17 protein-coding genes and 1 riboswitch are annotated in these 24,057 nt (G+C 45.3%); of the genes, 8 read left to right on the forward strand and 9 right to left on the reverse strand.

Annotated elements, in window-relative coordinates; genetic code table 11:
• A partial coding sequence (cobJ, locus tag RMO55_RS02545) for a precorrin-3B C(17)-methyltransferase (RefSeq protein WP_310423014.1) occupies nt 1-1,403 on the forward strand: 1,403 nt, incomplete at its 5' end.
• A gap of 31 nt (nt 1,404-1,434) precedes the next feature.
• Here the strand turns inward: cobJ and menD are convergent.
• The 4 genes from menD to RMO55_RS02565 all read right to left on the reverse strand — a co-directional run bounded on the left by menD (nt 1,435) and on the right by RMO55_RS02565 (nt 6,627).
• A complete protein-coding gene (gene menD, locus RMO55_RS02550; protein ID WP_310423017.1) occupies nt 1,435-3,210 on the reverse strand; it encodes a 2-succinyl-5-enolpyruvyl-6-hydroxy-3-cyclohexene-1-carboxylic-acid synthase in 1,776 nt (591 codons plus the stop codon).
• 151 nt (nt 3,211-3,361) lie between these two features.
• On the reverse strand, nt 3,362-4,888 hold the full coding sequence (gene bchB / locus RMO55_RS02555) for a ferredoxin:protochlorophyllide reductase (ATP-dependent) subunit B (protein WP_310423021.1): 1,527 nt from the start codon (nt 4,886-4,888) through the stop codon (nt 3,362-3,364).
• Nucleotides 4,889-5,243: 355 nt separating this feature from the next.
• Nucleotides 5,244-6,077, reverse strand: a complete 834-nt coding sequence (gene menB / locus RMO55_RS02560) for a 1,4-dihydroxy-2-naphthoyl-CoA synthase (RefSeq protein ID WP_310423024.1) — start codon at nt 6,075-6,077, stop codon at nt 5,244-5,246.
• A gap of 70 nt (nt 6,078-6,147) precedes the next feature.
• Nucleotides 6,148-6,627 carry a cupin domain-containing protein gene (locus tag RMO55_RS02565; protein ID WP_310423027.1) on the reverse strand — a complete coding sequence of 160 codons (480 nt, stop codon included), beginning with the start codon at nt 6,625-6,627 and terminating at the stop codon, nt 6,148-6,150.
• Between the two features lie 77 nt (nt 6,628-6,704).
• Here RMO55_RS02565 and RMO55_RS02570 point away from each other — a divergent pair, with 77 nt between their 5' ends.
• Complete coding sequence (locus RMO55_RS02570) at nt 6,705-7,556, forward strand: Tab2/Atab2 family RNA-binding protein (RefSeq protein WP_310423031.1); 852 nt, start codon at nt 6,705-6,707, stop codon at nt 7,554-7,556.
• 56 nt (nt 7,557-7,612) lie between these two features.
• Here RMO55_RS02570 and RMO55_RS02575 read toward each other — a convergent pair whose 3' ends face one another.
• Nucleotides 7,613-8,437 (reverse strand): retropepsin-like aspartic protease, encoded by an 825-nt coding sequence (locus RMO55_RS02575; RefSeq protein WP_310423034.1) that lies wholly within the window; start codon nt 8,435-8,437, stop codon nt 7,613-7,615.
• A gap of 105 nt (nt 8,438-8,542) precedes the next feature.
• A complete protein-coding gene (locus RMO55_RS02580; RefSeq protein ID WP_310423037.1) occupies nt 8,543-10,048 on the reverse strand; it encodes an MlaD family protein in 1,506 nt (501 codons plus the stop codon).
• Nucleotides 10,049-10,283: 235 nt separating this feature from the next.
• Here RMO55_RS02580 and RMO55_RS02585 point away from each other — a divergent pair, with 235 nt between their 5' ends.
• The 6 genes from RMO55_RS02585 (at nt 10,284) to RMO55_RS02610 (ending at nt 20,057) form a co-directional block, all read left to right on the forward strand.
• Entirely contained in the window at nt 10,284-11,597 is a 1,314-nt protein-coding gene (locus tag RMO55_RS02585) for a voltage-gated chloride channel family protein (protein WP_310423040.1), read from the forward strand.
• 43 nt (nt 11,598-11,640) lie between these two features.
• Entirely contained in the window at nt 11,641-11,865 is a 225-nt protein-coding gene (locus RMO55_RS02590; RefSeq protein ID WP_310423043.1) for a hypothetical protein, read from the forward strand.
• Between the two features lie 190 nt (nt 11,866-12,055).
• Complete coding sequence (locus tag RMO55_RS02595) at nt 12,056-14,569, forward strand: DUF3656 domain-containing protein (RefSeq protein WP_310423046.1); 2,514 nt, start codon at nt 12,056-12,058, stop codon at nt 14,567-14,569.
• Between the two features lie 500 nt (nt 14,570-15,069).
• Nucleotides 15,070-16,974: a DICT sensory domain-containing protein gene (locus RMO55_RS02600; protein WP_310423049.1), complete on the forward strand. Its 1,905-nt coding sequence runs from the start codon at nt 15,070-15,072 to the stop codon at nt 16,972-16,974.
• A gap of 230 nt (nt 16,975-17,204) precedes the next feature.
• Nucleotides 17,205-19,010: a protein phosphatase 2C domain-containing protein gene (locus tag RMO55_RS02605; RefSeq protein WP_310423051.1), complete on the forward strand. Its 1,806-nt coding sequence runs from the start codon at nt 17,205-17,207 to the stop codon at nt 19,008-19,010.
• A 288-nt stretch (nt 19,011-19,298) separates the two neighbouring features.
• Nucleotides 19,299-20,057: a metallophosphoesterase family protein gene (locus RMO55_RS02610; protein ID WP_310423054.1), complete on the forward strand. Its 759-nt coding sequence runs from the start codon at nt 19,299-19,301 to the stop codon at nt 20,055-20,057.
• A gap of 559 nt (nt 20,058-20,616) precedes the next feature.
• On the opposite strand, the gene thiC is transcribed toward RMO55_RS02610, so the two are convergent.
• The 3 genes from thiC to RMO55_RS02625 all read right to left on the reverse strand — a co-directional run bounded on the left by thiC (nt 20,617) and on the right by RMO55_RS02625 (nt 24,026).
• A complete protein-coding gene (thiC, locus tag RMO55_RS02615) occupies nt 20,617-21,996 on the reverse strand; it encodes a phosphomethylpyrimidine synthase (RefSeq protein WP_310423057.1) in 1,380 nt (459 codons plus the stop codon).
• A gap of 11 nt (nt 21,997-22,007) precedes the next feature.
• A riboswitch (TPP riboswitch) is annotated at nt 22,008-22,106 on the reverse strand.
• An 83-nt stretch (nt 22,107-22,189) separates the two neighbouring features.
• Nucleotides 22,190-23,158: an o-succinylbenzoate synthase gene (locus RMO55_RS02620; RefSeq protein ID WP_310423060.1), complete on the reverse strand. Its 969-nt coding sequence runs from the start codon at nt 23,156-23,158 to the stop codon at nt 22,190-22,192.
• Nucleotides 23,159-23,351: 193 nt separating this feature from the next.
• Entirely contained in the window at nt 23,352-24,026 is a 675-nt protein-coding gene (locus RMO55_RS02625; RefSeq protein ID WP_310423063.1) for a COP23 domain-containing protein, read from the reverse strand.
• Between the last annotated feature and the right edge of the window lie 31 nt (nt 24,027-24,057).

The raw sequence follows: 24,057 nt of genomic DNA on the forward strand, positions 1-24,057 counted from the left end.
ACGATCTCGCCGAGCAAATTGCAACGGTGTTAAATGTGCATCCAGCGATTACCACAACAGGTAAAATCCAGTTTAATACCGTTCTTCCCGATCCTCCCGCAGGCTATCGCTTGGCTAATCGCGAACATGTCAAAGCTTTTATCGCCGACTTAATTGCGGGTGTAAGTGTGAGTTTAGATGGTGAAGCACCGTGGTTAACGGCGAGCGATCTTCCCTTTGTTGCTGATGGAAAACGCACGATCTCAGTCACCACACAAGCAATTTCTGGCAGTCCAGAGCGACTAGTCTATCATCCTGCCAGCCTAGTCTTGCTGGTGACTGAACCCTCACAATTTAATGTCACGGGGTGGATCGAAGTAATCCTCGATCGACTCGCCACCGCCAATCTCGCCCTAGCTGCGGTAGCCTGTATTGCTATCCCCAAAACACCCGCAGGAGCTGCAATCGCTGCCATCGGCACCAGTTTGAATCTACCAATTCGCTTCGTTGAATCAGCAGAATGGCAGCAAAATTTAACAGTAATTAGCAGCGACACAAACTCAACAGCTCCCACACCCCAACACCCCAACACCCCCACACCCCCACGCCCCTACATAACTATCCTCAGCGCGACACAGCCGATCGATCCAACCTCGATCGGACAAGCCCAGGGTAAACTAACTGTAGTCGGAACTGGTCCAGGTTCCAAGCAGTGGATGTCACCTGAAGTGCGGGATACAATCTTGGCTGCAACAGATTTAGTCGGCTATCACACCTATTTAAACTTAGTTAAAGATTTGAGTGTGGGGAAAGAATGCCACGGATCGGATAATCGGGTCGAACTCGATCGATCCAGATTAGCATTAGATTTAGCCGCTGGTGGTAGAAATGTCGTTGTCGTCTCCTCCGGCGATCCAGGGATATTTGCAATGGCTGCAGCGGTATTAGAAGTACTCGACAAAGAAGCCAAACCAGAGTGGCAAACCATCGATCTGCACATCGCCCCAGGTATTTCGGCAATGCAAGCCGCCGCCGCCGCTATCGGTGCGCCCCTCGGACATGATTTCTGTGCGATTTCCCTCTCCGATATTCTCAAACCCTGGGAAGTTGTCGCCCACAGGATCGCATCTGCTGCTGAAGCCGATTTGGCGATCGCTTTCTACAACCCCATTTCTAGCCACCGGAGCTGGCAATTGACCGCAGCTAAGGAAATCCTCCTCAAGTCTCGATCGAGTACCACCCCAGTCATTCTCGCCCGCAATCTGGGCAGATCTGGACAGGAGGTACGCGTAACTACTCTAGGCGAACTCGAACCGGAGTCGGCGGATATGCGAACAGTAATTTTAATCGGTTCGAGTCAAACGCGACTGATTCCCCGCGCCGACGGGAGTAGCTGGGTTTATACTCCTCGATCGTACCAATAGTTGCGGGCGTTTTCCTCGCAAATAGTAACTATCAACTTACATGATTATCTGTGTTGCTAAACAGTCGATCGAGTGCCTGATGGATCTGTAAATTCTCAGCTCGATCGATTGTAACTTCAATTATCGCACTGCGTCGATTGACTAATGCTTTGGTATAGTCACGAATCAATTCATCAGCAGTTTGAGGATGATAATAATCTAACTCGAACATCGCCGCCGCATGGGAAAAATTTACACCATGAGGGGTACCAAAATAAGTATCGAATATTTCGGTGGATTTGGCGATCGGTAAAAAGGAAAATATTCCCCCACCATCATTATTAATAATCACGACAATAACTGGCTGGACGTTGCGCTGCAATAGTGCAAAGGAATTTAAGTCATGTAAACTCGATAAATCTCCGACAATCGCTGTCACTGGAGCCTGTAAACCTACTGCAAATCCAGTCGCCGCCGCAATCGCACCCTCAATCCCACTGGTGCCTCGATTCGCTCCAATTCGGAGCGGTGATGTTTGACTTTCTCCTTCAATCGCACCAATACCATACATATCTAGATCGCGAATCGGCATACTATTTGATACCCACAACCCATGTTGATGAGGGATGAGTTCGGAAATAGTTCGAGCAATGAGCGGCTCAGTTAATTTGGTGGTTTTTAAAAATTTTGCGGCTGTAACGCTGATTCTATCTGAAGCCGATCTGATTTTTTGCACCCATGTCGATACTAGAAGTTGAGGCAATTGTGCCGATAACTGCTGACAGATATAGGCGATGTCAGACTCAATTCTGAGCGAGACTAAATGATTGGGATCGTGACGTTCGCCATCATTGAGGATGACAATATAATTTTGGGGTGGATATTTATCGATCCACTTTAACCACCGTGATGACACAATTCTCGTGCCGATTTGAACGATCTTGTTAATCTGCTTTAATTCTACAGATATATCGGTTAGTAATAATAGATCGAAGTAATGAATTAAGTTCGGTAAATCTTGGCGCAGTCTCAAACCTGACTGAATATCAGCAAATACCGCCCAATTTAATCGCGCTGCTAATTCGATTACTGCCTCAATTTCTGTGGTAGATTTTAACTGTCCGACGACCAACATCCCTTTCCCATTAGATTGGATGATTTCAACGAGCGAATTAATTTCGTCAGGAGTGGGGACTGTTAGTTTACTCGCATAACGAGTATAAGGCGTTGGCGGAGCCTCTCCTCCGGAGAATCGACTGTCATTCCACCTACCCAAACGCGAAGGCATGTCTACAGGTGCATTCGTCGATCCAAATGGTTCCCGAAACATACAATTGAGATGCACCACTCCGCCAGGAGCTTGTCGGGATTTCGATACCGCTAGATCGATCGTCGTCAACACCAAATTAGCGTCAATTTCCCATGTAGGGCAAGGTAAATCGAATTGCCACTTTGGATAAGATCCATACAAATTGACCTGATCGATCGTCTGATTTGCCCCCGTCTGGCGTAATTCTGGCGGTCGATCGGCTGATAAAATAATGAGCGGAATATGATCGATCGCAGCTTCAATCACAGCAGGCAAATAATTCGCCGCCGCCGAGCCAGATGTACAAATTAACACCGCTGGATTTCCCGTAGCGCGTGCATATCCCAGTGCATGAAAAGCCGCAGCACGTTCATCTAAACAGACGATCTTTTGTGCTTGTGGATGTTGAGCTACTGTAGCAGTTAATGGTGTCGATCGAGAACCAGGTGAAATGACAAAATAGTCGATACCATTTCGTACCAATTCCTCAATGATTAAATATCCCCAAAGTCGATTCATTGTTTGTCTTGATGAGATAGTCGATCGACTGTCTGCAAACGTTGAGTTAGTGTCATAGCTTTAAATTGAAATGATTTTTACTGAACTCATTAAAATGTAGGGGCAATTCATGAATTGCCCCTACATTTTAAATGATATTTGCTACTGTATGCTATGCACCAACGGCTTCTTTCGCTGCATACATTACTTCTAAAGTAATTATATCCTGACCACGATCGCGTGCGAATTTCTCGGTATTTCGTTTGACTTTACCACGTACAAATCCAGGCACCTTATTAAGTTCGGCTTGGGCTTCTTTATTCCAACCTAAGTCAGAATCAGCAGAAATACCTTTAGTAATTACTTCCTTAGTATCGTGTCCGCCGAAGATTTCTAATAGGTGATCTTCCATGCCCAATGTGAAGGAATTGTAGATTAAATCTACAACTTGATTCGTACCTTCATAACCCAAAAATGGTTTATAACCAATGGGGAAGTTCTGAACGTGAATTGGTGCGGAAATTACGCCCGTAGGAATATTCAATCGTTTACCGACATGGCGTTCCATTTGCGTTCCAAAAATTGCCGAAGGCTCACTTTGAGCGATTCGATCGCCAATTAAGCCATGATCGTCTGAAATAATTACTTCATCACAGTAGCCCTCAACTTCCTTACGGAACCACTCTTCATCTGGCTTGCAGAAAGTACCCGCCCAAACCACATGAATCCCCATTTCCCGCGTGAGAATTTTGGTAATCGCCGCTGCGTGGGTGGCATCACCATATACTACCGCTTTCTTGCCAGTTAAATTCTGACAATCGATCGAACGTGAGAACCATGCAGCCTGGGATACATGGATAGTTTGCTCGTTGATAAAGTCTTCATAATTTACATCCGCACCACCCGCATTCAGGATCGTTTGAATCTTGCGAATGCACCGCGCTGTTTCGACAACGCCCATCGGGGTAATATCGACGCAGGGCATCCCGAATTCCGCTGCGAGGTAATCTGTGGTCATCGGCCCTAATTCGCGGTAGGGAGCCAGGTTAAACCAGGCTTGGGGGAGACTTTTGAGTTCGGATACTGTCGCACCTTCAGGAATAATCGCATTTACCGTAATTCCCAACTCACCCATCAACTTCTTGAGTTCGGTACAGTCATGATTATTGTGGAAAGCCAGGGTAGAAATTCCGATGATATTTACCGAAGGTTTCTCTGTCTTCTGAGTGACTAAATCACCCTTCTTCCGACCCTTCTCGATATAAAATTGAACGATCTGTTGTAGAGTACGATCGGCAGCCTGCATCTCATTGAAGCGATAATGATTGACATCTGCCAGCAATACATCCGCCTTAGCTTCTAGCGCAGCACGTTGGACAAAGTTCGCCAAATCCTCTTGCAAAATACTCGACGTACAAGTCGGCGTAAGCACGATCAGATCTGGATGCTCCTCCGCATCCTTGCGCGTAATATTATCAACCACCTTCTCCTGAGAACCGCGAGAGAGCACATGTCGATCGACTACACTAGTCGTTACTGGTGTAAAATCCCGCTCCCGCGATAGCATCGATCGCATCACATTAAAATAATCATCGCCGATCGGGGCGTGCATGATCGCATGAACATTTTTAAAAGAAGTCGCGACGCGCAAAGTCCCAATGTGAGCGGGAGCAGCGTACATCCAATAAGCTAATTTCATATTTATTTGCCTTAATCTTTGTCTGTCGGTCGATTCTGTTTAGATTGTCGCAAACAAATCGGACTTAAAACACGACCTTTGTAAAAATTTAACTTAATATCTAGAAACAATACCAAAACAGTCACAAACCAATCAGCAAAACTATTATAACGTCTCGAACCTTCTCAAAATAATTTAATTATTCGCAATAATTATTGATAATTTACTAAGTCAGTAGTCTGGAAGTCGATCTCAAGAGGTGGGTTTACAGCACTTTGCTAAATTGTGAAGTACAGTCTTTACCCCGCCCCCCGCTCCCCGCTCCCCCCTTTCCCAACTTAACGTACTGCATATTACTGGAAAGTGCCATAATCCATTATGGCAACCAAGGATATTGACGGAAATTGGGCTGTCGCTTTTCTAGGAATGCTTGCTTACCCTCAGCACCTTCCTCAGTCATGTAGTAGAGTAAAGTCGCATTACCAGCCAATTCCTGCAAGCCAGCTTGTCCATCACAATCAGCATTGAGCGCGGCTTTGAGACAGCGAATGGCGATCGGACTTTTGGCTAAAATCTCTTGTGCCCATTCTATCCCTTCCGCCTCCAATCTGTCGATCGGTACCACACAATTTACCAAACCCATATCTAAAGCTGCTTGAGCGTCGTATTGACGGCAGAGATACCAGATTTCTCGCGCTTTCTTTTGTCCGACAATTCGTGCTAAATAACTCGCCCCAAAACCACCATCGAAACTACCGACTTTCGGCCCAGTCTGTCCGAAGATCGCATTATCAGCCGCAATAGTCAGATCGCAAATTAAGTGTAAAACATGACCACCCCCGATCGCATAGCCACCCACGAGGGCTATTACCGCCTTGGGCATCGATCGAATCAATCTTTGGAGATCTAATACATTCAAGCGCGGAATCCCGTCTGCGCCTTTATAACCCCCATGTCCGCGCACGGATTGATCGCCACCAGAACAGAAAGCATATTTACCATCTGTATGGGGGCCTGCACCCGTCAGCAACACCACGCCAATACTGGTATCTTCCCGCGCATCGCAAAAAGCATCGTACATCTCAAATACTGTCTGCGGACGGAAAGCATTTCGCTTTTCGGGACGATTGATGGTCACTTTGGCGATGCCATCGGCTTTATGATAGAGAATATCAGTATAGGTTTTAACCGATCGCCAGGTGATGTCCATGCTGGGTATTGCAATGATGAGGCTTCTTAACAACGTTTAGTTTACCGCTGTTAGCGATCGAATGCCTAGTCTAATATGGCGAACCATCTTTGTGGGTAAACTGCCATTTGCCATCGACAAAGAGTGCTTGAAGATCGTCGTCGGGATATGTACCCGCATCGTCGATACTACGATCTCCAACTTCCAGATAAACTACTTCTTCACTGGTACGATTAACTAACTGATGTCCATTGCCATTTCCAGCTTTAAATCCCGCACACATCCCTGGTGCTAGTTGGGTTGTGCCAGCATCGGTAATTAACACCGGATGACCTTGTAGAATATAGATAAATTCATCTTGCTGGATATGAGCGTGTCGCAATGCTGACTCAGCACCAGGTGCAAGCCTTGTCAGATTCACCCCAAAATTTGCCAAGCCAAACAAATCGCCCAGAGCGCGTTTTTCTCTACCTACCATGCGCGATGCGAATGGCTCTGGATAGTTTGATGGTTTTACTCGTGGTGCAACTTCGCTGGCTACCACAGCTACGGGCAGATCTCGATCGATCATAAGTATTATTGGTCTGTAGATTTGGGATAATCTGTTGGGATGCTCCTTCTAGATATTCTAAATCTACAAGGGGCGACATGCTATGGCAAACTCTCCAATCTCCAATCGCCCCCATGACTATTTGGCAAGCAGATATTTCTAGTCGTCCGCAACAAAATGAACAGGGCGAAACGCTCTGGGAACTGGTTATTTGTGATGCAAATGGGGGTTGGTATCACATGGCTATTTGTTCGCAAAAACAGGTTAATTCCGACTGGATTGCTACAGAGATCGAATTAGTTGCTACAGATAAACCACCCGAATTAATTGAAGTTTTTCGCCCGCAAAGTTTGGGCTTAATTCAGACTGCTGGCGGAAAATTAGGGATTGAAGTTGTGGCGACGCGGCGGACGATCGCGTTGAAAAAATTATTGCAGCAACAGGCGCAGAGCTATGGTAATCCTAATTATCAACCACTATCGATCGAGTCGCCACCACCATTACCTATCCCTGACTATTTAGTTGGCGATAAATGGCAATTTGTGACATTAACAGCCCGACAATTAGTAGCAGATTTTGCCGATCGACCGATCCCGATCGTCTCGATGCCAGACTATTTATTACCACCGCATTGGGGTCTAGGCGCGAATGTAGCTATTCCTGGCGTAATTATCTATGGGGGCAGACAATCGATGCGGTTAGCGCGGTGGATTGCCGAAACGGAGCCTGTCAGTCTCAATTATTTGGGTGACGATCCTGGTGGTTTAGTTTTGGATGCAGGTTTAGCAGATCGATGGGTGATGCTAACATTTAACGACTCAGAAGTCAGTCAAGCGGCGAGACTTTATGAAGCACGCAAACGGCTCGTACATGGTTTGCATTTTCTGTTAATAACTCCCGACGATTCTGGAATTACTAATAGTGGTATTTGGTTATTGCAAAGCAGTTAAAAGTTGAAAGTTGAAACTTCCACCTATCCACTATTCCCTACCCTCTACCCTCTAGATTAACGTTTGTGAAACTCGATCGCACTTTCTTTAATAGTAATATCGTAGCCATCATAAACATCATGACCTAATAATCCATAGGGAAGATCTTTTTGACCGATCGCGACGCGGACATTTTTAGTTTCACCATCGCCAAATTTAATTTTGTCAATTCTGCTCACTTGAAAAGTCGCCGTCCCATTAGCTGTTTTGGCTTGAGAAGTACCGCGTGTTTCCAGTTTGAGTCTATCGGCTGTAGATTGAGTGATTAAAGTGTGACTAGCTCCAGTGTCTAGTAGCATTGCCGCTTTGTAATTATCATTAAAAGTAACTTCAATTACTGGTACTCCACCTAGCTTTTGGGTAATGGGAATGATAAAAGTGTCCGAAGGAGGTGTACTAGCTATTTGACTGGAAACAACCGGATTTTTGGATGGTTTACTTACAAAGCTAGCAGATTTTTCTCTGGCAACTTCTAGTTCTCTCTCGTATTTAGGTAGTACTTTAGCCGCTAAAATAAATTGGGAACTAGTTGGGACGATCGACTTGAGCATCTCAACTGAGTCTTGCAAGTTGTGCGCGACTAGCAACCAATCATCTTTAGATAAAGCAGATTGACCGATCGCATTGGCTGCATCAGCTTTTGTCAGAGCTTGTTGATATACTTCCCCATCATTTTGTTGAACTGGTGGTGGGGTAGGTTGTTGGGGTGATAAGGTAGATAATGGCTGGGGTATCGGGGATTGAGTAACAATATTTGATGGAGAGCTGCAAGCTGCTACTGATAGTCCTACTAACATTAATAACCAGCCATAGCTCCTAAATTTCGATCGAGATCTATCCATGTTTGTGAAGATAATTTAAAGCAGCAGCAGTGGCTCTATCTGTTAAATAACTAATGCGCTAGATTTTATCAGATCGCCCCAGAACCCAACCTTAACATACAGAAATCAGCGCGTCACTAGCCATTTAGGTGTTTTTAGCGGAGTTAATGCTGGAATCGGTTGAAGGTTGTTGTCGAGATCGGGGAGATTAATCGATGCACCAGTGGAAAGGCTGCTGGAATGAGAATTGACTTTAAATTGATATTTCGGCGTAAATGATGATTTCTCATTACTATCATTGACTCGATCGTAATTTGGATCGATCGAACTTTTTGCGGGATTCACTGTTGGGGGATTTTGTGTTGGTAATTTACTAATATTGCCTAGCGATTTGCCTAATGGTTCGATCGATTGAGCTAGCTTCGCTTGCTGTTCCAACTGTTCGGCGGAAGAAACTAATTTTCCCAAGCCATTAACTAGATTGCGCACATTAGCTCTAAATTCAGCATTTCCGGTCAGTTCATCTAGATCGGCTGTAATTTTTTCGGTATTCTTAAATGTCGATCGAGCAGAATCTAATGTTTGCTGTAACATCAATAAAGTCTTCGGATCGTTTAAGTTGGTTGTGATATTTTTAAGATTAGCCGAAGTTTGATTGGCATTACTTAATGTCCCCTCTAAATCTTTGACTAATTTGTCGGAATTTAATTTCGATACAGTAGAATTGAGTTTAGAGATCGAAGGATTTAGTCCGTTAACAGTTTTTCGCAGATCGACACTAAGTTTCTCGAAGTTATTTAAAGAAGACGAAAAAGTTTTACGATTCTCTGTAACCAATCCATTGACTGATGTTGCTAACTTCTTGTATTCAGCCGCCGTCGAATTTAATTCTGCGGCAGTAGTACTAAATTTGTCAGCAGTTTTACCAATTTTAGTACTAGTTCGATCGAGTGATACTGTTAGAACATTTGCTTTAGCTGACAAATTATTTAAACCAGATTCTACCGTTTTAGGTAACTTAGAAAAATCACCACTGAGCCGATCGAGACTTTTGCTCAGTTTAGAAATATCTTCGGCGGCTGTTCCAGCCTTAATCAGCGTACTATTAATATTTTTTAGCACTTCAGGGTTATTATATAACTCCACCAATTTCGTCGCTCGCCGCAACAACTCATTAAAACTTGCACCAATTTGTCCGTCCACCCTGGCGTTATTGCAAAGAATCACTGTTTTATCGCACTTACTATCCAATGCTTTAGCTAGTGAATTAGTATTAATCGCCACTGTGCTACGTGGAGTAATTTCGACGATCGGTTCGCCAATTAGTCCAGTTTGACTGACTTCTACCGCCACATCTTTCGGGATTGTCAAATTGGGATCGTCCATTTGCATCACCACTTCTACCCCATTCACACCAGCTTCGATTTTGGCAATTTTCCCAACCCGAATTCCGCGAAACCTCACAACGCCCCCAGGCTGAATTCCTGGTGCTTGGGCAAATCGAGCGATAATATTGTAAGACTCAGTACCTGGAGCTAATCCCCTCAGCCACAAGAAGATCGCCCCAAACACTCCTAATCCCGCGATGAGCATCAATCCAACCGAACCTTCCCTGACTGCGCGTGATTGCATTCTGACTTAATACTCCTAAACTGAAAATTATTGGGATGAGATTTTGACTGAGTGTTTGATGGGCGAGAGACAGGTGTAGATTGTAAATGTTCGATGGATCGATGGCTATCGATCTTATGGTAATGTTCAGATCGAAACATATCGATCTCTATGTTACCGCGTGGCTATCGTAATTATTCCCGATATCCAGTAACTTACGATCGTTTCTAGTAGATTCAATCTATATTTTGGCAAAGTGCAAGCCATTCTCTATCTAGCAAAATGGCTCTCGATCGGGTGTATCATCGGTATCCTCACCGGAACGTCATCAGCAGCTCTCCTAGCTAGCTTAGACTGGGCAACAGACTGGCGAGAATCTCATCAGTGGATGCTGCTGATGTTACCCTTTGCGGGGCTACTGAGTGGGCTGATTTATCATTACTGGGGTAAGAATGTCGAAGCCGGAAATAATCTCCTGCTCGAAGAAATTCACGATCCACGAACCGTAATTCCCTTGAGGATGGCACCTCTGGTATTATTGGGGACGACGATTTCCCATTTGTTTGGTGCGTCTGTAGGGCGAGAAGGTACGGCGGTACAAATGGGTGCGTCTTTAGCCGATGCTCTTTCAGAGCGGCTACGCCAACGATTGACGCATATGTTTAGGCTACATGGCAAAGATCGGCGGATCGTGCTGATGGCAGGGATTAGCGGTGGATTTGCTTCAGTATTTGGTACGCCTTTAGCTGGAATGTTATTCGGGCTGGAAGTGTTGGCGTTTGGGAAGGTTCACTACGATGGATTATTTCCCTGTGCGATCGCGGCAATTGTAGGCGATCGAATCACGCTAGCATGGGGGTTGCACCATCAAGTATATCAAATCCAGATCGTCCCAGCATTGACGATCTGGGGACTGCTGACAGCAATCGTCGCGGGAGCAATTTTCGGGCTGACAGCGCGGTTGTTTGCCACCCTAACACACCAAATTAGTGCTTACTTTAAAGCAAAAATTAGTTATCCACCCTTACGTCCTTTTATCGGTGGTATTTTAGTCTCGATCGCGATTCAAGTAATCGGTACGACTAAGTATATCGGAGTAGGTATTCCCTCGATCGTTAGTGCCTTTCATACTCAACTTCCCCCCTGGGATTTTGCCGCCAAAATTGGATTTACCGCACTAAGTTTAGGCTCTGGATTCAAAGGTGGTGAAGTCACGCCACTGTTCTATATTGGCGCAACCTTGGGTAATGCAATTGCACCACTAACGATATTACCAGCCCCATTATTAGCCGGAATGGGATTTGTCGCAGTATTCGCTGGAGCTGCGAATACACCCCTCACTTCGACATTAATGGCGATCGAATTATTCGGCTCTCCCACTGGTAGCTATGCGGGGATTGCTTGCATTGTTAGTTATCTCTGTTCTGGACATGCCGGAATTTATCGCTCTCAGCGAGTGGGTTTGAGTAAGTATACCGCGCTCAAACATCATGAGGGAAAAAGTATTAGTGCAATCGACATCGATTCGAGTGCAAATCCAAATAGCAAATGCCCTGGAGATATTTCTTAATCTACAATTGATGAAAGTAAAGTGATAAGTTTGAAATAATTTTATGAACTCTAATTTACCGATAATTATCGTCTTTAGCGCAGCAGGTTTTGGGTTTATTTATATGCTTATTGGTGCTGTCAAATTTGCAAAGCGAGGATCTCACCGTGGAATTTACCACTTTGACAATAATGGTGGGGCAGATTCGATCGGCTATTATGGTAGCTTTGACAGTGACTTTGGAGATTGCGGCGATAGTGGGGGTGGAGATGGTGGTTGTGATGGTTGATATTGATAGCCTCGATCGATCGAAAAGTCAAGCTATACTTTGCACGGGCAAAGCTTGCGCTTTTACCAAAAACACGAACGAGCGATAATCTCCCTAATGTCTAAAACCCAAAACCTAAAACCTAAAACCCAACCTCAAATTATGACCGTGTAAAGTATAGAATACAGGGGACTAGATTTTTTCCCTAAAAATGCCAACACCCACACTCCCATTAACCCGCACCCATCGCCCCTTGCTACTCGCACCAGCGGGAAATTGGGAATGCGCCAAAGCCGCGATCGAGAATGGCGCAGATGCCATCTATTTTGGGCTGGAGCGGTTTAATGCCAGAATGCGGGCGGAGAACTTTACAGAGGCAGATTTGCCAGAGCTGATGGCATGGTTGCATCAGCGGGGTGTGAAAGGATACGTGACGTTCAATACTTTGGTATTTCCGCAGGAATTGCCTGTGGCGGAGCAATATCTGCGCAGCATTATTTTAGCTGGTGTGGATGCGGCGATCGTTCAGGATGTGGGGCTGTGTAAATTAATTCGACATTTATCGCCAGATTTCCCAATTCATGCCTCGACACAAATGACGGTGACGAGTGCGGCAGGGGTAGAATTTGCCCATGAATTGGGGTGCAATTTAGTTGTGTTGGCGCGGGAATGTTCGATGAAGGAAATCGACAAGATTCAGGCACAATTAGGAGATCGCCAGATATCTATTCCGTTGGAAGTATTCGTGCATGGCGCGTTGTGTGTTGCCTATTCGGGGCAATGTTTAACGAGTGAATCTTTGGGTGGTCGATCGGCAAATCGCGGCGAATGTGCCCAAGCTTGTCGGATGCCTTACGATCTGATTGTTGATGATGAAGTGTATCATTTGGGCGATCGCAAATACTTACTCAGTCCTCAAGATTTGGCGGGATTGAATGTATTGCCAGAACTAGTGAAAACTGGGGTGAGTTGTCTCAAGATTGAAGGGCGACTCAAGACACCGGAATATGTGGCAAGTGTGACGAAAGTATATCGATCGGCTTTGGATCGAATTGCGAAAGATTTAGGCATTTCAGTCGAGCCAGAAAAAGACTTATATGACTTGGAAATGGCATTTTCGCGGGGGCTGTATACGGGCTGGTTTGAAGGGATTAATAATCAAGCTCTAGTACATGGCAGATTTGGCAAAAAGCGGGGCGTATATTTAGGCGAAGTTACACGAGTTTATCCCGATCGAGAAGCAATTACAATTAGTCCAATCTCCCCAATCAAAGCAGGTGACGGCATCGTATTCGATTGCGGACATCCTGACGAGCGGGAAGAAGGTGGACGAGTTTATGAAGTATTTAAAAGTGGCGATCTACAGTCAGAAGTAATGCTGACTTTTGGTCGAGGCATGGTAAACTTTCGACAGGTATATATCGGCGATAAAATTTGGAAAACCAGCGATCCAGAATTGGATAAACAAGTTCGTCAAACTTATGCCGGAGACGTGCCCAAATTCCAACGATCGCTCGATCTAGAAATACATGGAGAAGTTAACCAACCATTAATCGCGATCGCCCGCGATGAAATGGGACATGTGGTGCAGGTAGAATCAGAAATATTATTAGTCCCCGCCCAAAATCAACCGCTAACTACCGACAAGCTAATCGCTCAATTAGGACGATTAGGAAATACCCCATTTTGCCTGGAAAATCTCACCAGTAATTTAGTCGGCGATCTGATGTTACCCGTCAGCGCACTCAACCAGATCCGCCGCGAATTAGTAACTAAATTAACCAATGCCCGCAGTCAACCAAAATCTTGGCAACTATCGCCAACTAATAAACTAACAGATCTCCTCCCCGCCGTCAGTCAGGCATATACCAATCCACCCCAACTAATTATTTTAGTCCGTAAACTAGACCAAATACCCGCCGCGATCGAGTCGGGTATTTCTGTTATCTATTGCGAACTAGAAGATCCGCGTAAATATCGCGAAGCAGTCCAATTAGTCCGCGCCGCCAAACAGTCTAAATCTAATCCACCCCAAATATTTGTCGCACCACCGCGAATTACCAAACCAGGCGAAAATTGGATCTTAGAACAAGTTCGATCGAGTGATGCCGACGGTTATTTAATCCGCAATTACGACCACCTAGAGGTTTTTAAAAATGAACGCTGTGTGGCTGATTTTGCCCTCAACATCGCCAATCCCCTCACTGCCGACTATTTCTACCAAAACTATACTTTAGACCGCCTCACCGCCTCTTACGACCTGAACATCGACCAATTAACCGCCCTGATCCGCAGTTGTCCCCGCGATTGGTTTGAGGTGACAATTCACCAACACATGCCGATGTTCCATATGGAACACTGCGTCTTTTGTAGCTTCTTATCCGAAGGCACCGATTATACCAATTGCGGTCGTCCCTGCGACGAGCATCAAGTCAAATTAAGAGATCGAGTCGGCACAGAACACATCTTACAAGCCGATGCTGGCTGTCGAAATACCGTATTCAATGGTGTCGCTCAAACTGGGGCTGAATATATCCACCGTTTAGTCGAATTAGGTGTCTACAATTTCCGCATTGAATTCGTAAATGAATCACCCGAAACAGTCAGTCAGACGATCGGTTATTATCAACAATTATTAGGCGGTCAAATTAGCGGTAGTGAACTGTGGAAAAGCCTCAAACTAAGCAGTCAAATCGGTGTGACTCGTGGTTCCTTAGGCGTGTAGAATGTCACCTTGACTAGTTCTGAGGTCATCGATCCTGGCATTAACGAAATAAGTATTGATAAAAAAACGCAGATTGAGACAATATGTGCGATCGCAATTTCCGATCGCAATCAAGCAATTTTAATTGAGACGCAGCCTGAAGATAATTTAAAAAATCTTACTTTCACTAGGAAATTATCAGTGAAAAGTATTCAATTGATATCGATCTGTGCTAGCAAAGATATATTAGTGCAAAATGGGTACAGGCACAGACAGGATACCCTATGTCACATTGAGGTTGAGTGATGCACACCCCAACACCCCCATACCCAGTCCCCATAGTAAATAATAGTGAAGCTATTGCCGCGAAAACCCGATCCAGCAACTATTTAACCTATTTTTTCTGTAATATAGAAATCGATAAACCCCAGATCCCATTGTCTCGACTTCAGCTAGTGTAGTTGACAGTGACGATCGCCGACCCACCCTGCCGCAGCCCTAGGGGAGAAGGATAGACAATAATGAGCAATCAAGGATCGATTTTAAGCGAGTTACTGCGGCAAGTGCCCCAACTGAGATCGCACTTGTACTTTAAATCTTCCCTCACTGCCTTATCTCATGCAATGGAAGATCGGGTATTAGCAGGTACAGATCGCCCGTTACTGATTGCCAGTTTTCAGCAAGAAAAGTTTTATCGTCAAGAAGCTCATCGCTATCGTCGGTTGGGAGAAATTAGCGACCAAGTTTATGTCCTGGCTGCGCCAGATACAGAATTTAGCGATCTCGTTCAAGAGTACGAACTGGTGCCATTTGGTAACACTGATGCCCTGACGAATGAATGGCATTTGATCGCTATTGGTACACAGTCAGCAGCCTGTCTGATTTGTCGGGAAAAAATTGTCCCACCTTCTGAAGTCCCAGTTTTGCCCGAGATCGATCCATCCCGACGGTTTGAGGGGATCTGGACATTCGATCGACAGGTAACTATTACCGCCGCCCACATTCTACTCGATCGGATTCAATGTTATCGACCGGAACTAGCGGCTAAAATCCTCCAGGCGAAGCAAGAATACCTGGTCGCCGTCCCAACTATCCCTCACGACCATTCCGCCAGTGCTGATGCCTTCGTACAGCGGCTGGTGACATATTTACAAGCACGGCAATATAAACTACTCAAGGCTTACCGCTCGATCGAAGAAAAAGAAGAACGGGAACGGTTAGTCAATTCGATCACTGGCGCGATTCGACGATCGCTTAATTCGGCGGATATCCTCCATGTTGCCGGACAAGAGCTAGGTAAAGCAACTGGAGTTAGTCGGTGTTTAATTCATCAGTACCGCAAAGACGAACGTACTGTCACCATCGCCCATGAATATTTAGCTGATTCAGGCATGAACTCCTTACTCGGACAAGCTTGGAATCTAGCCGACAACCCAATCTTTAAAGCGGTGGTCAACACCCATGAATCCACATCTCTAGCCGAAGTTAATATTACTAAAACATGGCAGCGCACCCTGACCAAGCTGGGAATTACTGACTGGCTAATCGTCCCAGTCCTCCACCAAGATCGCATCTTGGGGACGATCGAACTGCATCAGCATCAACCATCACCCTTACCGTGGTCTCACGATACGATTACCCTGGTTGAAGCGATCGCCACCCAAATCGGTAGCACCCTAATTCAGGCAGAATCTTACACTAATCTAGAATATCTCAACGAGCAACTCGAAGCACTCGATCGCACCCGTGCCAATTTAGTCGCCATTACCGGACACGAACTCAGAACACCCCTATCTACGATCCAAGTCTGTCTGGAAAGTCTCGCCACCGAGCCAGATATGTCCCTCGAACTGCGCCAGGTAATGCTCAATACCGCCCTCGGCGATGCCGAACGGATGCGGAAACTCGTGCAAGACTTTCTCACCCTCTCCCAGCTCGAAAGCGGGCGGATTCAATGGCATCCCGAACCACTTTCCCTCGAAGAATGTATCGATCTCGCGCTCAGTGGTTTAAATACCCGTCGCTACGATCGAGATTTACCAAAAATCACTGTTAATATCCCCTCCAATCTCCCCTTTGTCCGCGCCGATGGGGAATGGTTGGTGGAAGTCCTCACTAAGCTGCTGGATAATGCCTGTAAATTTACCACAGGGAAAGATCGGATCGGCATCGAAGCATCCAAGATCGAATCGATGCTCGAAGTTATCGTCACCGATACCGGACGCGGCATTGCTCCCGAATTGCTCCAAATGGTATTTGAACGTTTCTATCAAGCTGAAGGTTCGCTCCGGCGGACTACGGGGGGAACTGGCTTAGGATTAGCGATTTGTCGGCAAATTGTGAATGGTTGGGGTGGGGAAATTTGGGCAGAATCTGCGGGTAAAGATTGCGGGAGTCGGTTTCATTTTACAGTGCCCTCGATTTGAGGAGTGGGGAGTTGGGGAGTGACGGAGTAAGAAACACCCCAATGTCCTCCCCTATATCCCCACTCCCCCACCCTTCAAAATCTGATAAATAAGTATCATGGAATAGAAATAAATGATAGATCTCTAAATGCTGAACTTCTAGCGTACACTACAGAATTAGTAACGATAATTTTGCGTTAGTAATACAGCATAATTATCTGGATACATTTGCAACCCCGATTTCAGAAATTATGACGACTACTGCCCCACCACTGATATCGCGCTATCTCTGGGCTGCCGAGCGGCAAGCAAATTGGACTCCCTCTGGCAAGTTGGTTGAAGACAGATACCAGGCGATCTCGCCCCAATTGTGGCTGGATACTAAGCCCCAAGAACCTCCACAGGTAATATTTCCGCTGCCCTTGCAAGCTTTAGCTTACGCTCATCTCGATCGATACAAACTCCATCTCCCCCAACTATACGGCTTTTGCTCGATCGATCGATCGGGTGAAACGATCGAAATTCCCCTGCTAGACAATGTGCCGATCGATAGTGAAGGTAAATTACTGCCCAGTTTAATCGACGCATGGAGTACAGCAACACCGCTAAATCAAGCATATTGGCTGTGGCAAGCGATCGATCTTTGGGCACCTCTAGCAGGAACAGGCGTGTTATCCAGCTTGATGGTAATGGACAATCTGCGGGTTGATGGCTGGTGTTTGCGGCTGTGCGAGTTAATTCCCGATCTCACGAGCGGCAATAAAGTCACACTTGCCAAAATTGCCTCATTCTGGCTCGAAATGCTCCCTGGAGCCGCACCAGAGATCGCCGATCGGTTAGACAACATATTTCTGAAAATGCAGGCGGAGAAAGCCTCCTTGCGGGATGTTTCCAGAGCACTAAACAACATCGTCCTCGAACAAGCCGCCCAACTACCCTTGAGATGGCAAATTGCCGGCGGTACGGATGCTGGAGTTGCTCACAAACATAATGAGGATTCTTATTATCCAACGCCATTAGAACTGGCGCACGACACCACCGGCGGGAAAATTGCGATTATTTGTGATGGCATCGCAGGACATGATGGGGGTGAAGTTGCCAGCCAGCTAGCTGTCAAACTACTTAAAATCCAAACCCAAACACTATTTGAAGATTTGATTAGTAGTCAGGAACTCGTAGCTCCCGCTCAGATCTGTAAAGCGATTGCGGCGATCGTCCGAGTGGTCAATAATACAATTACCGTCCAAAATCAAAGCCAAGGTCGATCGAATACTCAACGAATGGGAACGACAATGGTGATGGCAATCCAAGTCAATCAGCAGATTGAGACTCGGACTGGTGTTGGTAATTCCCATGAAATTTATATCGCTCATGTTGGCGATAGTCGTGCTTACTGGATTACCCCTCAGCAATGTAAATTACTCACGATCGATGATGATATCGCCACTCGGGAGGTCAAACAAGGTCGAGATGTCTACTGGCATAGTGCCAGTCGTCCCGATGCAACTGCCCTGACTCAAGCCTTGGGGATGAAGTCTGGAGAGATGATGCAACCTACCATTCAGCGGTTTATGGCGATCGAAGATGGGATCTTATTACTCTGTTCCGATGGTTTGAGCGATCGTCATCTGGTTGAAAGTTCCTGGCAAGATTACGCCGAGCCGATCCTCAATAGCGATATTCCCCTCTCCGAAGCCGTTCAATCTTGGCTCGCTTTAGCTCACGATCGAAATGGTGATGATAATATCTCCCTGGTGCTGATGTCTTGCCAGGTATCTCCAACAGCCTCAAATAGCAACAGTCAACTAATCGCCACCCGCTCGTTTCAAGGCGATAGAAAGGATAAATCCGCATCAGATCCAGATCCCAAATTTAAACTCAGCAGAGTCATTAATTTATTTCTTGTCCTGACGACAACAATTGGTTTCCTAGCTGCTGCCGCAATCTTCATCGCTTTTTTCCATCCTGAGTGGGTGGAAAACTGGCGGAAACAACTATTTCCCGTTGGTGTAGTTACGCCAACAGAGCATCGATCCTCACAGATAGAATTAAAATAAGTCGTACAGATCGGGTGGGATGCCAGGGAGGTGGGGTATCAAACATTTTCACCCAGCCCCTCCCAGCTCCCCGCTTCTCCCTCAACAGTTAGCTAAAAACTAGATTCAGTTATTCGATCGAGGAATTAAGTGATAATAAGGAATCGGTCTCAATCGCTAAAAGGTAAGAATTCTTAGCTCGCCTTAGTCCGACGAACACTATCTAGTCACCTAAATAGTGTGCATACTATCCATAAGGCTGATCTATCAGTCTCTAACTGACTGACATCATTCAGCACCTACCACTCTATGTTTAATTTATTTCAAAAAAAGAGCAGCAATAAACCCCGTCAGATCGCAATTGGAGATGTTCACGGTCATTATGATGGCTTGCTTCAACTGATTGATTTTTGTAGGGTTTCCACTGAAGATGGAGTATATTTTCTTGGAGATGTAATCGATCGCGGCCCCAAAAGTGCAGAGGTAGTCAAATGGATTCGCGAACATAATTATCCCTGCTTGATGGGCAATCATGAAGTGATGTTATTAACATCCTTCAACAATGGAAATATTGATGAGATATCCTTTCGCCATTGGTTGCCATCTGGCGGTGACACAACGCTGGAGAGTTATGGTGATGCCGGAATTCCCCAAGACGATCTTGATTGGTTTGCTAGTTTGCCATCTTATTTAGACCTAGGCGATGTATTTTTAGTCCATGCTGGAGTCGATCCATTTCTCTCTCTCGATCGTCAAAGTAACGAACAATTTTGCTGGATTAGAGAAAAGTTTTTGAGCAATCAATTTCCCTATTTTGCCGATAAAGTAATTATCACTGGGCATACAATTACGTTTACACTACCAGGTGTTCGTCCTGGTGAAATTGCGCAAGGACCAGGGTGGATTAATATTGAGACAGGTGCTTATCACCGGAAAAGTGGCTGGTTGACAGCCTTAGATATTACCAATGCGATCGCTTATCAAGTTAACGTATTTTCGGGAAAACAGCGAAAACAACCACTCGATAAGATTGTGAAAGTAGTCGAGCCAAGTAGAGTTAAATTTTAATCTGGTAGGATATTAGAATTACTACCAGACTCGATTTTACTAGTTTAGTTAATCTTAGATAGCAGAGAACCGATGATGTCGATCGACATGACTTGTCCTCCCACGGCACATATTCAGATCCTCCACCTACCGCCAGGGATGACTAGGTTTGAAGATGCAATTGTCTGAGTAAATCATAGCATTCATCCCTCATAATTTGTCATTAAAACCTGATTCGATCGCCTTAAATTATACACAATCTGTAGGGGCGGGTTTATGCTGGAAATACTTGCTATTATTGATAACTTTTCAACAAACCCGCCCAACCCCGTCAGGAATAATCGATCTCCTTCATATTCACAGAAAAAACTGCCCAACTTTAGCAAAAACAATAGATCGTGCTTAGTAATTCACGGATGAATAACCATTCGGGAATCATTAATGGGGTGGGCAGGTTTGTTTAAAAGTTATTCATCAATATAAAATCTTTAGCATAAACCAGCTTCTACAAGTTATTTGCGTGCAAAAGTATCCCCAACTTCTTAAAGAAGTCGGGGATATAGCATTACTTAAAACTAAATTAACCGATGCTAGAAGGTTCTTTTTCTTTAGCTAAGAACTTCTCTAACTCAGTCAATGCCTCAGCATCTACTTTAGTTTGCATTGGGCAGAATTTAGGGCCACACATCGAACAGAACTCGGCAGTTTTGTAGATATCTGCGGGAAGAGTTTCGTCGTGATATTCCTTCGCCCGTTCGGGATCGAGGGAGAGTTCAAACTGACGATTCCAATCGAAGTTATAACGAGCCGTAGATAGCTCATCATCTCGATCGCGAGCACCTGGACGGTGACGGGCGATATCCGCAGCGTGAGCGGCAATTTTGTAGGCAATCAGACCATTGCGAACATCTTCAGCATTAGGTAAACCTAGATGTTCTTTGGGAGTCACGTAGCAAAGCATGGCGGTACCATACCAGCCAGCCATTGCCGCGCCAATCGCGGAGGTGATATGGTCGTAACCAGGCGCGATGTCAGTTACCAGTGGCCCTAAGACATAGAAAGGAGCCTCTGAGCACTCTTCCATCTGTTTTTTGACGTTGAACTCAATCTGATCCATTGGGACGTGTCCAGGGCCTTCTACCATCACTTGGATGTCATGTTCCCAAGCGCGGCGAGTGAGGTTGCCGAGGGTTTTGAGTTCGGCTAGTTGGGCTTCATCTGACGCATCGTGGGTACAACCAGGGCGGAGGGAATCGCCTAAGCTGAAGGACACATCGCATTTTTTGAAGATTTCGATGATGTCGTCGAAGTGGGTGTAGAGGGGGTTTTGCTTGTGGTAGTGGAGCATCCAACGAGCGAGGATACCACCACCACGGGAGACGATTCCGGTAATCCGATTGCGAACTAGAGGTAAATGTTCGATTAAAATGCCAGCGTGGATGGTTTGGTAGTCAACACCTTGCTGGGCATGTTTTTCGATGATGTGTAAGAAATCATCGGGGGTGAGATTTTCGACGCTACCGTGGACGCTTTCTAAGGCTTGATAAATTGGTACGGTGCCGATGGGAACGGTGGAATTTTTGATGATTTCCATCCGAATCTCATCTAAGTTACCACCACCAGTGGAGAGATCCATGACGGTATCGGCACCGTATTTGACTGCTAAAATCAGTTTATCAACTTCTTCTTGCATGTTAGAAGAGTTGGGGGACGCGCCGATGTTAGCATTTACTTTACATCGAGAAGCAATCCCGATCGCCATTGGCTCTAAGTTGGGATGATTGGTATTTGCAGGGATAATCATCCGCCCGCGAGCGACTTCCGAGCGGATTAGATCCACGGGGAGATTCTCGCGCTTGGCGACATAGTGCATTTCTTCGGTTTCTACGCCCTTACGTGCATAGTGCATCTGAGAAACATTCTCTTGTCCACTACGCTTGGCAATCCATTCACTACGCATAACTTTTGAGTTCCTATCATAAACAGCTTCCCTCCGCTGGCATTACCCAGTCTCAGGTGCCAAGGGTATGTTCTCAGCCTTACTAATTTCGGGCACCCCTAGCTATGGCTATAGATTCTAACATTTACACTTAGCTTTAGGGTGAGACGTTGCGAATTATCTCGTTGGCAGACAGATTAGGGCTAACGACTGTTCACAGATATCTAGCTAAATCTTTATACTTTGATTTTCCCTCAGAATTTTCAGGATCTCCAAACCACTCATCTATTCCAAAACCCATGCTGCGACGTAAATTCAATCTCGATGCTAGTTGAAAAGCAGCATCTCTCCCGACACTAGTTTCCATCACCGATGAAAAAACAACGTCAAGCTGATATTGAGTAATAAATTCAGCCAATCGCCACGGAAATCCAGCAATCCCAGGTTTGATCACATAAATACCCCGCCAACCTTGGGTATAAGCAGCTTGGATTCGATTGAATGTAGCGACAGATTCATCGAGCGCGATCGGGGTATCATATAGTCCAGCTAATTCTTGCATCTGTTCGATCGAATCTACAGCTAAAGGTTGTTCGAGAAACTCGATTCGTGCTTCCTGGCTACAAATTTTTAACCATTGCTCGGCTTCTGCATAAGTTAAACCCCCATTAGCATCGAGCCGGAGTTTTGCATCGACAGGTAAAGTCGTCATAAATTGTTTCCAGATTGCCATTTCCTGGTCGATCGGCAGTACTCCAATCTTCCATTTGAAGGTAGAATATCCTTGAGTATATAAAGCTGGAAATCGAGCGATGGCATCGGCACCTGAAGGCAATAGCGCACTAATATCTAGATTAGGTAAAATCGTGTTAGCTGGAGGAAGATTAACAGCCATTAAAGCACTACCAAAACCAAATTGACAGGCGGGTAGATCGTCGGGGATTCGATCGATCTCACTGGCAGTAATATTATCGCCAATTTGTTGACACCAATCGCTCGCTTGCTCGATCGATTCCGAACCAAACCACGGTATCGGTGCAATTTCTCCTGGGTGACATCTGCCCAGATCGTCTGTAAGTTGAATAATTATCCCTGCTCTAACTTCCCACACGCCATGACTGGTTTTCAGTGGTTGTCGAAATGGACGCTGATAGATGGAATAAGTAAATTTATAGCTATTCATGAGGGTTAATCGCGAACTCGATCTGCCTAGGGCACGAGTAAATGGGATAGCCATCTTAAACTATAATCGATCGTTTCAGTGGGAATAAAGGATAAAGGGGGAAAGAAACTAAACGAGCAATCCATCCTTTACCCCTTAACCCTTTCCCCTCACATCATTAGTAAATATGCATTAGCAAGATACTTGAGTTATCCTAAAAACCACCAGAGGAAGCTGGTTTTGCCTTGATATTTGTCTGTGGAGTGGGAGTTTTGACGACCGAAGATTTTCCAGATTGAGCAAAAGCTTGCTGTTCCCATTTACCCAAACTCATATCAGTTTTTGGTTTGGAACTAGCACTTTCATTTAGATCGCTACTACCATCTTTTGCAAAACCAAATATTTTTTGAATTACAGCTTCAGGATTGCGCGCATTTTCTGGTTTGAGTGTAAATAAAATATTATCTTTATTGCATCTCTTGCCATTAGATTGTAGAGCACAGATGACTGGTTTTGAGTTAACTGTTCCGCTAGCCAGCTCTAAATCCTTAAAAGTACCACCATTTGTATTTGCAGCCTGCTGAAGACGTTCTGATACTATTTGGCAGCGTTTTTCAGCATTAAACCCTTTAAAACCATCATAACTCCATGTCACCATCACTGCTTGTCGCTCGCCTTTTTGGACAACAGTTTTGGAATCTTGGCAACTAACTTTGAGACTTGATGCAGATGCCGTAATTACCTCACCGCCATTTTTTTGGGCTGATGGAACAGGTTCATCGGTGTCTTCGATCTCTGGTATTTGGGCTTGTGCTGATTGTGGAATTAGCAACATAGTTGATGGCATCAAGCAGGCGAGTAAGAGTTGGGTAACAATTATTAGTTTCATTTTAGTAGTTCTCAATTGATTATAAAGATTG

Origin of the sequence: Chamaesiphon sp. VAR_48_metabat_135_sub, from assembly GCF_031418915.1 — a bacterium.
In the GTDB taxonomy this organism is placed as follows: Bacteria; Cyanobacteriota; Cyanobacteriia; order Cyanobacteriales; family Chamaesiphonaceae; genus Chamaesiphon.

Coding starts and splice junctions, on each gene's coding strand:
- menD (WP_310423017.1), bottom strand. CDS start 3,210: ATGAATCGACTTTGGGGATATTTAATCATTGAGGAATTGGTACGAAAT.
- bchB (WP_310423021.1), bottom strand. CDS start 4,888: ATGAAATTAGCTTATTGGATGTACGCTGCTCCCGCTCACATTGGGACT.
- menB (WP_310423024.1), bottom strand. CDS start 6,077: ATGGACATCACCTGGCGATCGGTTAAAACCTATACTGATATTCTCTAT.
- RMO55_RS02565 (WP_310423027.1), bottom strand. CDS start 6,627: ATGATCGATCGAGATCTGCCCGTAGCTGTGGTAGCCAGCGAAGTTGCA.
- RMO55_RS02570 (WP_310423031.1), top strand. CDS start 6,705: ATGCTATGGCAAACTCTCCAATCTCCAATCGCCCCCATGACTATTTGG.
- RMO55_RS02575 (WP_310423034.1), bottom strand. CDS start 8,437: ATGGATAGATCTCGATCGAAATTTAGGAGCTATGGCTGGTTATTAATG.
- RMO55_RS02580 (WP_310423037.1), bottom strand. CDS start 10,048: ATGCAATCACGCGCAGTCAGGGAAGGTTCGGTTGGATTGATGCTCATC.
- RMO55_RS02590 (WP_310423043.1), top strand. CDS start 11,641: ATGAACTCTAATTTACCGATAATTATCGTCTTTAGCGCAGCAGGTTTT.
- RMO55_RS02595 (WP_310423046.1), top strand. CDS start 12,056: ATGCCAACACCCACACTCCCATTAACCCGCACCCATCGCCCCTTGCTA.
- RMO55_RS02600 (WP_310423049.1), top strand. CDS start 15,070: ATGAGCAATCAAGGATCGATTTTAAGCGAGTTACTGCGGCAAGTGCCC.
- RMO55_RS02605 (WP_310423051.1), top strand. CDS start 17,205: ATGACGACTACTGCCCCACCACTGATATCGCGCTATCTCTGGGCTGCC.
- RMO55_RS02610 (WP_310423054.1), top strand. CDS start 19,299: ATGTTTAATTTATTTCAAAAAAAGAGCAGCAATAAACCCCGTCAGATC.
- thiC (WP_310423057.1), bottom strand. CDS start 21,996: ATGCGTAGTGAATGGATTGCCAAGCGTAGTGGACAAGAGAATGTTTCT.
- RMO55_RS02620 (WP_310423060.1), bottom strand. CDS start 23,158: ATGAATAGCTATAAATTTACTTATTCCATCTATCAGCGTCCATTTCGA.
- RMO55_RS02625 (WP_310423063.1), bottom strand. CDS start 24,026: ATGAAACTAATAATTGTTACCCAACTCTTACTCGCCTGCTTGATGCCA.